This is a genomic window from Ruegeria sp. HKCCD6604 (genome assembly GCF_013110635.1).
Taxonomy (GTDB): Bacteria; Pseudomonadota; Alphaproteobacteria; order Rhodobacterales; family Rhodobacteraceae; genus Ruegeria.
Genome location: NZ_WVQW01000001.1, coordinates 1,063,345 through 1,077,427, shown reverse-complemented (window position 1 = coordinate 1,077,427; position 14,083 = coordinate 1,063,345). Strand labels below are relative to the sequence as shown.

At 59.9% G+C, this 14,083-nt stretch carries 11 protein-coding genes; 4 read left to right on the top strand and 7 right to left on the bottom strand.

Going from position 1 to position 14,083, the window contains the following annotated elements:
* Window positions 1-54 precede the first annotated feature (54 nt).
* From GS614_RS05330 to GS614_RS05320, 3 genes are all read left to right on the top strand, one after another.
* Window positions 55-918 (top strand): outer membrane protein assembly factor BamD, encoded by an 864-nt coding sequence (locus tag GS614_RS05330; RefSeq protein WP_171114936.1) that lies wholly within the window; start codon window positions 55-57, stop codon window positions 916-918.
* A 36-nt stretch (window positions 919-954) separates the two neighbouring features.
* A complete protein-coding gene (gene recN, locus GS614_RS05325; RefSeq protein WP_171329675.1) occupies window positions 955-2,604 on the top strand; it encodes a DNA repair protein RecN in 1,650 nt (549 codons plus the stop codon).
* Window positions 2,605-2,704: 100 nt separating this feature from the next.
* Window positions 2,705-4,390, top strand: coding sequence for a chloride channel protein (locus GS614_RS05320; RefSeq protein WP_171114940.1), 1,686 nt, complete (start codon window positions 2,705-2,707; stop codon window positions 4,388-4,390).
* A 3-nt stretch (window positions 4,391-4,393) separates the two neighbouring features.
* On the opposite strand, the gene GS614_RS05315 is transcribed toward GS614_RS05320, so the two are convergent.
* The 5 genes from GS614_RS05315 to cobS all read right to left on the bottom strand — a co-directional run bounded on the left by GS614_RS05315 (window position 4,394) and on the right by cobS (window position 11,184).
* Window positions 4,394-5,761: a DUF3179 domain-containing protein gene (locus GS614_RS05315; RefSeq protein ID WP_171725668.1), complete on the bottom strand. Its 1,368-nt coding sequence runs from the start codon at window positions 5,759-5,761 to the stop codon at window positions 4,394-4,396.
* A gap of 91 nt (window positions 5,762-5,852) precedes the next feature.
* A complete protein-coding gene (locus GS614_RS05310; RefSeq protein WP_152458645.1) occupies window positions 5,853-6,194 on the bottom strand; it encodes a DUF427 domain-containing protein in 342 nt (113 codons plus the stop codon).
* A 63-nt stretch (window positions 6,195-6,257) separates the two neighbouring features.
* Window positions 6,258-8,048, bottom strand: coding sequence for an aminopeptidase P family protein (locus tag GS614_RS05305; protein WP_171725667.1), 1,791 nt, complete (start codon window positions 8,046-8,048; stop codon window positions 6,258-6,260).
* A 150-nt stretch (window positions 8,049-8,198) separates the two neighbouring features.
* Complete coding sequence (gene cobT, locus GS614_RS05300; protein WP_171725665.1) at window positions 8,199-10,076, bottom strand: cobaltochelatase subunit CobT; 1,878 nt, start codon at window positions 10,074-10,076, stop codon at window positions 8,199-8,201.
* A gap of 121 nt (window positions 10,077-10,197) precedes the next feature.
* Window positions 10,198-11,184: a cobaltochelatase subunit CobS gene (gene cobS / locus GS614_RS05295; RefSeq protein WP_152458642.1), complete on the bottom strand. Its 987-nt coding sequence runs from the start codon at window positions 11,182-11,184 to the stop codon at window positions 10,198-10,200.
* 454 nt (window positions 11,185-11,638) lie between these two features.
* Here cobS and GS614_RS05290 point away from each other — a divergent pair, with 454 nt between their 5' ends.
* The gene (locus GS614_RS05290) at window positions 11,639-12,526 is read left to right on the top strand and encodes a Hint domain-containing protein (protein ID WP_171725663.1); all 888 of its coding nucleotides are present in this window, start codon (window positions 11,639-11,641) and stop codon (window positions 12,524-12,526) included.
* A gap of 160 nt (window positions 12,527-12,686) precedes the next feature.
* Here GS614_RS05290 and GS614_RS05285 read toward each other — a convergent pair whose 3' ends face one another.
* On the bottom strand, window positions 12,687-13,241 hold the full coding sequence (locus tag GS614_RS05285) for a hypothetical protein (RefSeq protein ID WP_371809378.1): 555 nt from the start codon (window positions 13,239-13,241) through the stop codon (window positions 12,687-12,689).
* A gap of 166 nt (window positions 13,242-13,407) precedes the next feature.
* Window positions 13,408-14,034, bottom strand: coding sequence for a J domain-containing protein (locus GS614_RS05280; RefSeq protein WP_152458640.1), 627 nt, complete (start codon window positions 14,032-14,034; stop codon window positions 13,408-13,410).
* Window positions 14,035-14,083: the final 49 nt, after the last annotated feature.

Genomic DNA, 14,083 nt, shown 5'->3' with positions numbered 1-14,083 from the left:
CCATGGCTCAAATCGGGGCAAACCCCATTAAGCAAGACGACAAGGATGGGCGGTATGGTTGGCAGCAAAGCGGCAGTCAGATTCGCGGGTGCGATTCTTCTGGCAGCAGTTTTGACGGCATGCGGCAACGCCGGCGGCCTTTTTGGCAACAAGGGCGCGGACCGTGAACAGAACCTAGAAGGGTTCACGCCGGAACAGATCTATACCCGAGGTGAATACGAACTGTCGCAGAATCGCTCGGACGACGCGGCGTGGTATTTCTCGGAAGTAGAACGTTTGTATCCGTATTCGGACTGGGCCAAGCGCGCGCTGATCATGCAGGCGTTTTCGTTCCATTCGGACCAGAATTACGAAGAAAGCCGCGCGGCGGCGCAGCGCTATATCGACTTCTATCCGACGGATGAAGATGCTGCTTATGCGCAGTATCTGCTGGCGCTCAGCTATTATGATCAGATCGACGAAGTCGGTCGTGACCAGGGCCTGACCTTCCAGGCGCTGCAATCTCTGCGGACCGTGATCGAGGTCTATCCGGACAGCGAATACGCCACATCGGCGGTTCTGAAGTTCGATCTGGCCTTCGACCACCTGGCGGGCAAGGAAATGGAGATCGGGCGCTACTACTTGCGTCAGGATCACTATATTGCCGCTATCAACCGGTTCCGTGTTGTGGTCGAAGACTTTCAGACCACATCCCACACCGCCGAAGCACTGTATCGTCTGGTCGAGGCCTATCTGTCGCTTGGCCTGCTGGACGAAGCGCAGACCGCAGGTGCCATTCTTGGCTACAACTACCAGTCCTCGGAATGGTATGACGATGCGTACAAACTGTTGACCTCTCGCGGGCTTGATCTCAAGAGCCGCGGTAACAACTGGCTCAGCACGATTTATCGTCAGACCATCAAAGGTGAATGGTTGTAATCGCGATGGCCTTTGGTCCGGGACGCTGAAGACCACATGCTGCGCGCCCTTGATATCCGCGATATGCTGATCATCGACCGGCTGGAATTGAGCTTTCAGCCGGGCTTGAACGCACTGACCGGCGAGACCGGCGCGGGCAAATCGATTCTGCTGGATTCGCTTGGCTTCGTGTTGGGCTGGCGAGGGCGCGCGGAACTGGTGCGGCAGGGGGCCGCGCAGGGTGAGGTCGTCGCCGAATTCGAACTCTCTGCCGATCATCCCGCACATGCGATTCTGGCCGAAGCCGGTCTGCCGGGGGGCCAGGAACTGATCCTGCGCCGCGTCAACACGGCCGAGGGGCGCAAGACCGCCTGGGTCAATGACCGCCGCTGCTCGGGCGAAGTTCTGCGGGCGCTGTCCGAGACTCTGATCGAACTGCACGGACAGCATGATGACCGCGGTTTGCTGAATCCACGTGGTCATCGGGCGATGCTGGACGAATTCGCACAGGTTTCGGAGCAACTGACAAACGTGCGAACCGCCTGGGCCGCGATGTCCCGTACCCGCAAGGCGCTGGCCGAGACCGAGGCCGCTCTGGCTGCCGTCCGCAGCGAGGAAGAATTCCTGCGTCACGCGGTCGCCGAACTTGACCAGCTTGACCCGCAACCCGGTGAGGATGCCGAGCTGGATGCCCGCCGCCGCATGATGCAAGGGGCCGAGCGGATTCGCGACGATGTTGCGCGTGCCTTTGCCCTGTTGTCCGGGGACGGGGCGGAAGGGGCCATGTCCGATGCCATCCGCTGGCTGGAAGGCGTCTCGGACAATGCGGGCGGCCAGTTGGAAGAACCGATAGCAGCGCTCGGGCGCGCGATGATCGAGTTGGGCGAGGCGCAGGATGGCGTGAATGCCTGCCTTCAAGCGCTGGACTTCAACCCGGCAGAATTGGAACAGGCCGAGGAACGCCTGTTTGCCATCCGTGCGCAGGCCCGCAAACATGACGTGGCCCCGGATGATCTGGGTTCGTTTGCCGACACTCTGCGTGACCGGTTGAACCGGTTGGAGGCAGGGGATGCCGACCTGGCAGACAGGCGAGCTGCCGTAGAAGCGGCGCAACAGGCCTATGACGCCGCCGCAGCCGACCTCAGCGCCGCGCGCAAGGCCGCCGCTGGGCGGCTTGACGCGGCCGTCATGGCGGAACTGGCCCCGCTCAAGATGGAACGTGCCGTGTTCCAGACCGAGATCACCCCGGCTGAAGCCGGCCCCGAAGGCACCGACGCGGTGGCCTTCACCGTGGCCACCAACCCCGGTGCACCGGCGGGGCCGCTGAACAAGATTGCCTCGGGGGGTGAGCTCAGCCGCTTCCTGCTGGCCCTCAAGGTCTGTCTGTCTGGCGACGACAGTGCCCGGACGATGATCTTTGACGAAATCGATCGTGGTGTCGGTGGGGCAACAGCCGATGCCGTCGGGCGCAGGCTGGCGTCGCTGGCGCAGGGCGGGCAGGTTCTGGTTGTCACCCATTCCCCTCAAGTCGCCGCACGGGCGGCGCATCACTGGCGGGTGCAGAAACAGGTTACTGACGGACAAACCCTGTCCACCGTCATTCCTTTGGCCGAACCGGATCGGGTGGACGAGATCGCGCGCATGGTGGCCGGCGACACCATCACCGAAGAAGCCCGTGCCGCCGCCCGGGCTCTGTTGCAGGCCTGATGCGGCGATGGCGTGAATTGGTGCTCACACTGTCGCTATCTCACTTTTATATGGGCGCTCCGTGGCTTACTAAGGGTTAAGTGATGATCCCCGAGGGCCAATGACCCAATCGACCCGCACCGTTCTGCGCAACCAGTTCAATCAGGCTCTGGCCGCGATCAAGGATGCGTGGCGGGTCATGCTGCGCCGGGGGCCAAGCCAGATCCAGTTCTGGTTCATTGCGCTGGCCATCGGGATCGCGGCCGGTTTCATGGCGCTTGGCTTCCGCAAGGCCATCCGCGCGCTGCAAGCCTATCTTTACGATACCGATGACATCCTGCTGCTGCACAGCCACGCCGAGAAACTGCCATGGTTCATGGTTCTGATCATTCCCATCTTCGGTGGCCTGGTCGTCGGCATCATCCTGAACCGGTTCACCAATGACGGGCGCGTCCGGTCGGTTGCCGATGTGATCGAAGGTTCGGCCATCACCGACGGGCGGGTCGAGGTCAAGGCGGGCATCGCGTCGTTCTTCGCCTCGCTGATCACGCTCAGTTCGGGCGGGTCAACAGGCCGCGAGGGGCCGGTGGTGCATATGGCCGGAGTGATTTCCACATGGGTCAGCAACCGCATACACGCGGATGGGATCACGGGACGTGACCTGTTGGGATGTGCCGTTGCCGCGGCCGTGTCGGCCAGCTTCAACGCCCCCATTGCGGGGGCCTTGTTCGCGCTCGAGGTCGTGCTGCGCCATTTCGCTGTTCACGCCTTTGCCCCGATCGTCATCGCCTCGGTCGCGGGAACGGTGATCAACCGGCTGGAATATGGCGACGTTACCGAGTTCACGCTGGAGACGCCGGGATCGCTGCAATTCTATGTCGAGCTTCCGGCCTTCCTGATCCTGGGCCTGATCTGCGGACTTGTCGCGCTGCTGCTGATGCGGTCGATTTTCTTTGCCGAGGATATTGGCAGCCATATCCAGAACCGCCTGTCGATTCCGGCCTGGCTGCGCCCTGCGGTGTCCGGGGCGATGCTGGGGCTTATGGCGATCTGGTTTCCGCATATCATCGGCGTGGGGTACGAGACGACAATTCGCGCCCTGACCGGTGATCTGGTGCTGACCACGGCCATCCTGTTTGCGGTGATCAAAACGGTCGCGGTGGCGATTACCATGGGCGGGCGCATGGGGGGCGGGGTGTTCTCTCCGTCTCTGATGGTCGGCGCGTTGACCGGGCTGGCCTTCGGTCTGATCGCCACCGGGTTGCTGCCGGATGTGTCGGGCACGCATACGCTTTATGCCTTTGCCGGAATGGGCGCCGTGGCTGCGGCGGTGCTGGGCGCGCCCATCTCGACCACTTTGATCGTTTTTGAACTGACCGGCGATTGGCAGATCGGCCTTGCCGTGATGGTCAGCGTGTCCATGTCCACGGCCTTGGCCTCGAGACTTGTGGACCGGTCTTTCTTCCTGACCCAGCTGGAACGGCGTGATGTCCACCTGGCCGCGGGGCCGCAGGCTTATCTGCTGGCAATGCTTCGCGCCGGAGCCGTGATGCGCCCGCTTGGGGATCCGCGGTCGATCACGAAGGAAGAGGCACAGGGGCTGATCGACCAGGGCCTGTGCATTCAGGCCAGCGCCACGCTGGAAGCCGCCATGCCCTATTTTGATCGTGACGACATCCCCTGCATTCCGGTTGTCATTCTGGAAAACGACGGCTCTGAAACACCGGTTGGGGCGCTCTATCACGTCGATGCGCTCAAGGCATATAACAGGGCGCTTGCGGCCACGGCTGCCGAAGAGCATTCCTGAGTTTCACTCACCATACACGCTGGCTGCGTCGCCCAAATAATTGTCCCACGCAAACCAGTAGGAAACATGACCGGCGACTCGTGGCAAACGCGTTCCATCCGGCCCGATCAAAGCCTCTTCCGTGACGGCCCAACCGTTCCCCGCGCTATCCTGCAACCCGCCTTGCGTCGCCCGGAACGCATGCGTTTTTCGCTCATAGGCCCGCACGCTGCGCTCTTTGGGATCGCCAATCAGAACCAGAGGTGTCCGACCGATTGCATCGTTGATCACCGGTTTGCCCTTGAACGCATCCAGAGGCCAGGCGCGGGCTGCACCAAACTGGCGCACGGCAAAGACGTAATCCTTCTGCCGATGCCGGGACTGATCCACAACCGCCGGGAACATCAGCTCGCTCGAGGCGAAATAGTCGCGATAAACCACCCCTGATCCGTAATTGCGCCGATGCCCGGTGTTCAGCGACAGAACACGGGTTTTGGGATGCGAGGTCCTCCAGCTGTCCCATGTCGTGATCACCACAGGGCGCTGTTTCAACGTGATGCCGCTGTTCGCCAAAGGCCCCACAACAGGCCTGCCAGTATACTGGTTCCACAGCGAATGCGTCTCTCGGTCAAACATCAGCTTGTTCGAGCGATAGAGGAAACCTGACGACCCGAAAATGAACGGCTTTCGCCGCCCCGCCACCTGGGTTTCAAACAGGATGCCCGACCCGCAAAGCGTGCAATAGGCCAGCGCCACGGGCACGCCACCGATCACCTCGTTGAACATCTCGTGCCAGCCCATGATCCGCAGGGGATAGGCGCGTTCATCCCCGTTGATGGCCACGCCGAATACCAGATCATCGCCCTTCAGATACCCCGCATTCGAAGCAGAGATCAGGGTGGGATTGTCCAGAGACGGAATGCCATCCTTGTACACACCGCCCCAGGCGATCTCTTCCAGGCGGATCTTCATCTTGTCGCGTTGCAGATATTCGGGCCGCAGGAACAGATCGAAGTGCGGATCGATCCCCAGAAGAACCTCGCGCTTGAACGGGATCAGCGACGGATGAGGGACAATCTGCGGGTTTCGTTCTTGCCACAGCATCCACTCGAACCAGTCATTGCCATGGCGCTGCCCGGTCAGGGCCTCCATCACCTCGACAATCTCATCCCGGCGCCTGTCGGCATAACGCATCGCAGTCAGCAACCCGGCCACAACATCCGGCTGGCCGCGGTCCTTCAGATACGCCATCTGCGCCTCAAACGCGGTCCGACGCCCGCTCAGCGTGCTGCGCAACGCGTCCAGAACCGGATCCTGCTGCGCCCACAGCACACCGGGTGCCATTGCACCAGCCCCGATCATCCCAGCAAAACCGCGACGTGACATCGACATGGAAGCCTCCGGTGTTACCCCGGAGCAAGTGTGCCGCAAATGCCGTTCACGTGCATGCCACAGCTGCGTGAGGTGGGCGCGGGGGCTGGCGTTAGATCTGCTCCACCTTCACCGATTCAGCCGGGTAGAATGCCAGATGGTCCTTGATCTCGGCCACTGCCTGAATCGGATCCTCATAGCTCCAGACCGCGTTGTCGGTCACGGATGACTTGTTGACGATGGAAAAATGCGTCGCGTCGCCCTTGCCGGGGCAGTGGGTCACCTTGTCGGTCCGATCCAGAAACGCCATCGCAATATCGTTGCGCGGGAAATAGATCACCGGATCCTTGTCGCCTTCAAGCAGTTCCAGCGCGTTGTTCGTTTCGCCCAGGATCGCACCGCCCGAGCGGACAGTCCATTTGCCCGGCGCTTTCCGGATCGTGATCTCAGCCATTCCTCTTCCTTCCGTCGTCGTATCAGGGCCACCCCTCTGCCTGTTTTATGTAACAGACCCGTGTCAGATTGGGGCAGTTGCGGCATCCAACCACAGTTGTGCGTCATGTCCCAGCCTTGGGCGGATTTTTTCCGCAACGTCGCGGTGATAGGCATTCAGCCAGTCGCGTTCGCCGGTCGTCAACATATCGGCCATGATCAGTCTGCGGTCAATTGGTACATAGGTCAGCGTGCGCCAGTTCAGCATCGCGCGTTCGGCATCGCTATCGGGAAGCAGAGGAGCGTCTTCCACCACCACAAGGTTTTCGATGCGGATGCCAAAGGCGCCTTCCCGGTAATACCCGGGTTCGTTTGACAGGATCATGCCGGGTTGCAGCGGTACATGGCTGACTTTGGACAGCCGTTGCGGCCCTTCATGCACGCTCAGATAGGCGCCGACCCCATGTCCGACCCCATGGTTGAAATCCTGTCCCGCAGACCACAGCGGCACGCGGGCCACACATTCGATATCCCGCCCGGAAAGGCCCGCAGGCCAACGCAGCATCGACATGGCAATCATGCCCTTCAGCACCCGGGTGAAGCAGGTTTTTTCCTCGGTTCCGACGTCACCGATGGCGATGGTTCGGGTGATGTCGGTGGTGCCGTCCAGATACTGCCCGCCACTGTCCAGCACCAGAATATGGCCGTGTTCCAGGCGGCTGTCGGTCTCTTCCGTCACGCGGTAATGCATGATCGCGCCGTTCGGACCCGTGCCTGCAATGGTATCGAACGAGATGTCCTGAAGCGCATTGTCCTTGCGCCGGTTTTCTTCCAGCCGGGTGACAATCTGTGTTTCGGTCACGCTGCCCGGGGCTTGCTGGTCCAGCCAGCATAACGTTTCGATGACCGCCACCGCATCGCGCAAATGCGCCTCGGCGCTGCCTGCGATTTCAGCCGCATTCTTGCAGGCTTTGGGCAGGGCGCAGGGATCGCCGCCATCCGTCATCGCGTCACCCAGCGCATCGGCCACGATCTGAGGTACCGAAGCGGCATCCACCTGCACCGGACCGGCCAGAGCCGCAACCGCATCCAGAAAATCGCCCACAGCGCGCAAGGTCACCTGAGAGCCCAGATGATCCCGTACCCCGACCAGTTTTTCTGCCGCCATGAACAGATCGACCTGACCTCCTGCATGAAGAATGGCAAAGCCGTGGGCCACCGGGTTATAGGCGATATCCGACCCACGGATATTCAATAGCCACATGATGGAATCCGGCAGGGTGATCACCGCTGCCTTGTGCCCGGCCTGCCGAAGGTCTTCGGCCAGACGGGCGATCTTGCTGTCCGCACCTTCCCCGGCAAATTCGATCGGATGCGCCTTGACCGGGTTCATCGGCGGTGCGGGTTGATCGGCCCAGATCCGGTCCACAAGGTTTTCGCATCTCACCAGTTCGATGCCCGATCCATCCAGATCACTCAATGTGCCGGAAATCTGCCCTGCCGCATGCAGCCACGGGTCAAAACCGATCTTGCCGCCGTTGGGCAATTGCTGTTTCAGCCAGGCGCTCAGGCATACCTCGGGCCAGGGGACCGGGGTGAAATCTGCCGCAACTTGTGCCTTGACCTGGGTGCGATACCGCCCGTCGATGAAAACTCCGGCCACGTCGCGCAGGGCGGCGCAAAACCCGGCCGAGCCCGTGAACCCGGTCAGCCAAGCCAGACGTTCATCGCGCGCTGCGACATACTCTCCCTGATGCGCATCCGCCCGCGGGATCAGAAACCCGTCCAGCCCTTCTTGCACCATCTGTTCGCGCAAGGCGGCCAGCCGCGGTGGCCCCTGTTCCGGGCGGGCGGTCACTTCGAAGGATTGGAACATGGGCGGCCTCATTCACAGCATTTGAGCGTGACCCTGAGGCGCATTTCAAAAAATGTCCAGACGGGAACACCCCGCCTGAACAAGCCGATGATCAGCAACGAAAAACACGTCGCCCTCGGGGAAATGCGCCCGCCGGGCAGAAGATCAGCCTCAGCTGGCCTTTCTCATCCCCATGACCCGCGCCCGCGCCCGCGGGTCACTGTCAAACAGAGCCGCCAGTTGTTCGGTCATCGCGCCGGCCAGTTGCTCTACATCCGTAATCGTCACCGCCCGGTCGTAATACCGGGTCACGTCATGGCCGATCCCGATGGCCAAAAGTTCGACCATTTTGCGTTTTTCGACCATCGCGATCACGTCGCGCAGGTGTTTTTCCAGATAGTTGGCCGGGTTCACGCTCAGTGTCGAATCATCGACCGGCGCACCGTCCGAGATCACCATCAGGATCTTGCGTTGTTCGCGCCGCGCCAGCATCCGGCGATGTGCCCATTCCAGGGCTTCTCCATCGATGTTTTCTTTAAGCAGGCCCTCTTTCATCATCAGACCAAGATTGGGCCGCGCACGACGCCAAGGGGCGTCCGCGCCCTTGTAGATGATGTGGCGCAGGTCGTTCAAACGGCCCGGCTGTTGCGGGCGTCCATCATTCAGCCACGCCTCGCGCGCCTGACCGCCTTTCCACGCCCGCGTGGTAAAGCCCAGAATTTCGACCTTTACATTGCACCGCTCCAGCGTCCGCGCCAGAACATCCGCGCAAATGGCGGCGATCGAAATCGGACGTCCGCGCATCGACCCCGAATTGTCCAACAGCAGCGTCACCACTGTGTCGCGGAACTCGGTGTCTTTTTCGACCTTGAAGCTGAGCGGCGTGGTCGGATTCGCCACAACTCGTGCCAATCGGCCCGCGTCCAGAATGCCTTCCTCGCGGTCGAACTCCCAGCTGCGGTTCTGCTGCGCCTGCAAGCGACGTTGCAGCTTGTTGGCCAGACGCGACACCGCGCCTTTCAAGGGCTCCAGCTGCTGATCCAGATAGGCCCGCAGACGTTCCAGTTCGGCCGGTTCGGCCAGATCCTCGGCGACGATCTCTTCGTCATGGGTGTCCAGATAGACCTTGTAATCCGGGTCCGCTTCAGATGCCGGCGGTGGGGCAGGCGGTTCCAGAGGCGCCTCGCCATCCGGCATCTCAGCCTCGTCACCCATCTCGTCTTCGGCCATTTCGTCCATCGAGACCTGGGCCTGAGACTGATCCTGCTGCTCTTCCTGCGTCTGCTCAGGTGTCGCGTCGGCGTCCTGTTCGTCCTGATCATCCTGACCGGTGCTGTCCGGATCGGGCTGTTCTTCGGCGTCTTCCTCGGCCTGGTCTTCCTGCTCGTCGTCCAGCTCATCGGGGTCATCCCCAAGCTGGTCGCCATATCCCAGATCCTTGATCACCTGACGGGCGAATTTGGCAAACTCCGCCTGATCCGAGAGAATCTCGTCCAGATTCTCCAACGTCCCGCCCGCTTGCTCTTCGATGAATCCACGCCACAGGTTCATTATGTTTTCGGCAGCAGGCGGAAGATCACGCCCGGTGGCCAGATGCCGGATCAGGTAGCCTGCCGCAACCGAAAGAGGTGCATCGGCGGGTTGCTTGCACTGATCATACCCACGCCGGATTGCTTCATGCCCGATCTTGACGTCAATATTGCTGGCGGTGCCCGGCATGTCCCGCGCGCCCATCGCTTCGCAGCGGGCGGTCTCCATCGCTTCGTACAGATCCCGCGCCATATCGCCCGGAGGCGCATAGCGCGCATGGGTCGCGTCGTCATGATACTTGCGCTGCAACGCCAAGGCATCCGCCGTGCCACGCGCCAACAGCACTTCTTCGCGCGTCATCCGGCGCGAGACCTGTGGCAGCCGCATCGACTCGCCCGACATGCCCGAAGGGTCGACCGTATAAGTCACCGACAGCTCGGGATCATCGGCCATGACCTTGGTTGCTTCGGCCAGGGCCTTCTTGAACGGATCAGCAGGGTTGTCGTTCTTCTGTGCCATGTCCTTAAGCCCTCATCAAAATGACCTGCCCGGCGTTGAAAACTGTAACGGATCCGACTTCATCTGGCCAAAAATATCCCCGCCGGAGGCATTGCGCCCGGAACGGGCGCAATTCGGGTGCTTACCCCAAGCTTGCACTCGCGGCGCTTTCAGGCAACTCCTCATCGAAGCAGCGCTGATAGAACTCGGCCACGGTCTGGCGCTCCAGCTCATCGCATTTGTTCAGGAAGGACAGGCGGAACGCATAGCCCACGTTGCGGAAAATCTCGGCGTTCTGGGCCCAGTTGATGACGGTCCGAGGGCTCATGACGGTGGACAGATCGCCATTCATGAAGGCGGTCCGTGTCAGGTCGGCGACGGTGACCATCTGGCTGACGGTCTTGCGGCCCTCGGCGGTGTTGTAATGCGGCGCCTTCGACAGAACGATCATCGTCTCGGCGTCGTGGCTCAGATAGTTCAGGGTCGACACCAGCGACCAGCGGTCCATCTGCGCCTGGTTGATCTGCTGCGTGCCGTGATACAGACCCGTGGTGTCGCCCAGACCGACCGTGTTGGCGGTGGCAAACAGGCGGAAATTGGGGTTCGGGGTAATGATCTCGTTCTGATCCAGCAGGGTCAGCTTGCCGTCATGCTCCAACACACGTTGGATCACGAACATCACGTCTGCGCGGCCCGCATCGTATTCGTCGAACACGATGGCAACCGGGTTGCGCAACGCCCAGGGCAGGATGCCTTCGTGGAACTCGGTCACCTGCTTGCCGTCGCGCAGTTTGATCGCGTCCTTGCCGATCAGGTCGATCCGGCTGATATGGCTGTCCAGGTTCACACGCACGGCGGGCCAGTTCAGACGGGCAGCGACCTGTTCAATGTGGGTCGATTTGCCGGTGCCGTGATAGCCTTGGATCATCACACGACGGTTATGGGAAAAGCCCGCCAGAATCGCCAGCGTGGTTTCTGGATCGAACTTGTAGGTATGATCGATCACCGGCACTCGGTCGCTGCGCTCGGCGAAACCCTTGACCGCCATGTCGCTGTCAATGCCGAACACGTCACGGACCGAGATATCCTCGGTAGGTTTTGCGTTGATATCGATCGATCCGTCAGCCATGCGCCTAGTCCTTATCTTTTGGCCCGTTCACCGGGTATGAACCCGTGTGTGGTGCAACATATTGCGGGCAAGGGCAAGGGAAAGCGAAAGGCGCCCAGAGGTGCGCATGTTTTTCTTGCAAACTGGCCCTATCGTTGCGCGTGGGGTGTCATTCCAGATTGATGACCCACGCTACGATTTGGCACCTCGCGTTAACAAGCTTTGAGGCCGATTGCGCATAACCCAGAAGTCCTCGGTGAAAGGCTGGCAACAACCTTTGCGCCTCGTTCAAATGCAAACATTAACATACTATCATTGAAATGCTTCTTCGGCGCGTTAACATGACTTTTAGATGTGGTTTTTGGCGTTCTTTGCGAGTTTGTGAGGTCTGTAGTGTTCTGTTCAGTCAACACACGGAGGGAACTTGTTCGTTGCGAGTTCCCTTTTGGTCCAACCTGCTTAGCGGACACAACGTATGTCGTTTGATGTCTTACTTCATTCGGTCAACACAAGCGGGCAAGGCGACTTGATCGTCCAAAACAAGACCGATCCAGCCACTGTCTCGGGTCAAACGATTTCGATCAACGGTGGTCCGTTCGTACCCTACACGTACCTCGGACAAGGTAACTACAGAGGTACCGGCGAATCTGGTGAGTTTATTCAGGTTGGGACCGAAATCTACGCCTGGGACACCAACAACCCCACCGGGCCAATGACAACCGGAAACTGGCAAATCACAACCGGAGATCTTGATCCAAACAATCCGCCCTGTTTTGTTGCTGGAACCCTGATCGAGACCGAGGCCGGTCCACGCCCGGTCGAGAACCTGATGATCGGTGACAGAGTTTGCGTGTCAGGTGGGAAAACGCTGCCGATTTTGTGGATCGGGAAAAAAGTGCTGAGTGCACAAACACTGGCTTTGCAACCAAAATTTAGACCCGTTCGCATTCGGCGCGACGCGATTTGCAAGGGTCAACCCAACCAGGATGTTTTTGTGTCCCCGCAACATCGGATCATGCTGGAAGGCTGGCGCGCCGAGTTGTTGTTCGGACAAGATCGGGTCTTTGTTGCGGCAATCCACTTGGTGAATGACGGAACAATTCAGCAGGTGCACACAGGTGAAGACATCACATATTACCACATTGCCTGCTCTCGACACGCAGTACTGCACTCGCAGGGGTTACGCAGTGAAAGTCTTTTTCTGGGCGACACAGCGCTGAAGTCTTTCTATCGTGAAGACGTCGAAGAACTGCTCGCACTGTTCCCCGAATTGCGTGACGGCACAGCAGAGTCGCAGCAAACTCGCTTAAGTTGTTTGAAGCGCCGGGAAGCAATTGCATTGCGAAGCTCATACCCGGACTAAAGCGCGAATAGTTGTAATCCGAACCGCCCCTGGTTTGATCCCTGGCCTCAACAAACCCCTTCAAATGTGTTCTCTCGGATCGGTTGCCATAGGCAATTTCTCAGTGCAGCACCGTTGTGATGGCCTTACAGATCTGTGCCTTGGGTCAACCGTTGCTTGCCTATAGCGAAAACCAAAGCTCGTCTTTGCGAAAGCCACCTTTTACCAGACGGTCAGCTTTCAACACATCCGGAAACTCGTCTACCCAATCCCGAAACCGGTCATTTGTGACGATGCGTGCCTTGCTATCCCGCGCCGCCTGCAAGATCAGCGGGTCCGCAGGTGTCCCTTTGGGGGCCACCATGACCTGCTTGGATCGTAGGCCCAGGGCGCGGCTCAGCTTCCGGTCGTCCATATAGTTGCCTTCGACTTTGTACCCGACATTCGCATCGAACATGACGCCCGGTTTGAACCCTGCGTGCTTCAAAGTCTCAAGGACCTTCTTCAACGTACCCAGATCCGGCGTGCCATCTTTCCAGTGCATGACGTTCGAGCCGTCCACGATGATCCATGTATTGGCCCGGCGCCACCTGAACCAGGCCCGTATGAACAGGATTGTGCTGGCCATCACGCAAATCAGCGCCAAAAGGAACAACCAATCCGCGTCAGTCGGAATGAAACTGGCAGCGATGAGCCCGCTTAGCGAGACGAGCAACAGGCAAATGGATGTGCGCACGAAACTGATCCCTGGAAACTCCTGTCCCAAATCCTCCACCACTTTCGTGTGGAATGAAACAGGGTTCCATACGGAACTTGCGCAGTTTTTTCAGGTTGTGTCGTCTGCGGCACCCAACCATTCAGGCAGGGCGCGCCGCGAACGCAAAGCAGGCAAAGCCGTCCCCTTACTTGAAGTTCCGGCTGTCCTTGATCTGATCCCAGGCCCAGACAACTTCCTGCAACTGCTCTTCCTGCGAGCGGTCTCCGCCGTTCATGTCCGGATGCAGCACTTTGATCAGCTTCTTGTACGCTTTGCGAACCTCGGCCTTGGTCCAGCTGTCATTGGCCTCGAGAATCTCGATCGCACGGCGTTCGGTCGGCGGCAGGCGTCGTCCGCCGCCACCCGTCGTGCGGCCTTTGTTCTGCGTGCTGTTAGCACCAAGAACCTGATGCGGATCCTCGATCCCCAAACGGGCCCAGGCACGTGCTTCGGGGTCGCCCATCGGCTTGGTCTCGCGCTCCCAAACCTTGTCTTTCGAACGCTGTGCGTTCAGCTCGGCTTCGGTGGTGCCGTCAAAGAAATTCCACTTCTGATTATATTCCCGCACGTGTTGCTGGCAGAACCAGAAATAATCATCCAAGACATCCGGTGCTTTTGGCGCGCGGAACTTTCCCGGCTCTTCACATCCCTCGTGGTCACAGATCCGGACCGAGGTTTCAGAGGCACCCGACATGCCCCGGCGTCCCCGCGGATTCTTCTTTTTGGCGCTGGAAACGGACATATCGAATCCGAAGGGGTCTGATTTCGCCATGCTCTAATCCTCAAGAACGCGTCTTTTCGACTCGGAGGCAGCAGTTTAA

Excerpts from the sequence above, each read along its gene's own strand:
- GS614_RS05330 (WP_171114936.1), top strand. The coding sequence starts at position 55 with ATGGTTGGCAGCAAAGCGGCAGTCAGATTCGCGGGTGCGATTCTTCTG.
- recN (WP_171329675.1), top strand. The coding sequence starts at position 955 with ATGCTGCGCGCCCTTGATATCCGCGATATGCTGATCATCGACCGGCTG.
- GS614_RS05320 (WP_171114940.1), top strand. The coding sequence starts at position 2,705 with ATGACCCAATCGACCCGCACCGTTCTGCGCAACCAGTTCAATCAGGCT.
- GS614_RS05315 (WP_171725668.1), bottom strand. The coding sequence starts at position 5,761 with ATGTCGATGTCACGTCGCGGTTTTGCTGGGATGATCGGGGCTGGTGCA.
- GS614_RS05310 (WP_152458645.1), bottom strand. The coding sequence starts at position 6,194 with ATGGCTGAGATCACGATCCGGAAAGCGCCGGGCAAATGGACTGTCCGC.
- GS614_RS05305 (WP_171725667.1), bottom strand. The coding sequence starts at position 8,048 with ATGTTCCAATCCTTCGAAGTGACCGCCCGCCCGGAACAGGGGCCACCG.
- cobT (WP_171725665.1), bottom strand. The coding sequence starts at position 10,076 with ATGGCACAGAAGAACGACAACCCTGCTGATCCGTTCAAGAAGGCCCTG.
- cobS (WP_152458642.1), bottom strand. The coding sequence starts at position 11,184 with ATGGCTGACGGATCGATCGATATCAACGCAAAACCTACCGAGGATATC.
- GS614_RS05290 (WP_171725663.1), top strand. The coding sequence starts at position 11,639 with ATGTCGTTTGATGTCTTACTTCATTCGGTCAACACAAGCGGGCAAGGC.
- GS614_RS05280 (WP_152458640.1), bottom strand. The coding sequence starts at position 14,034 with ATGGCGAAATCAGACCCCTTCGGATTCGATATGTCCGTTTCCAGCGCC.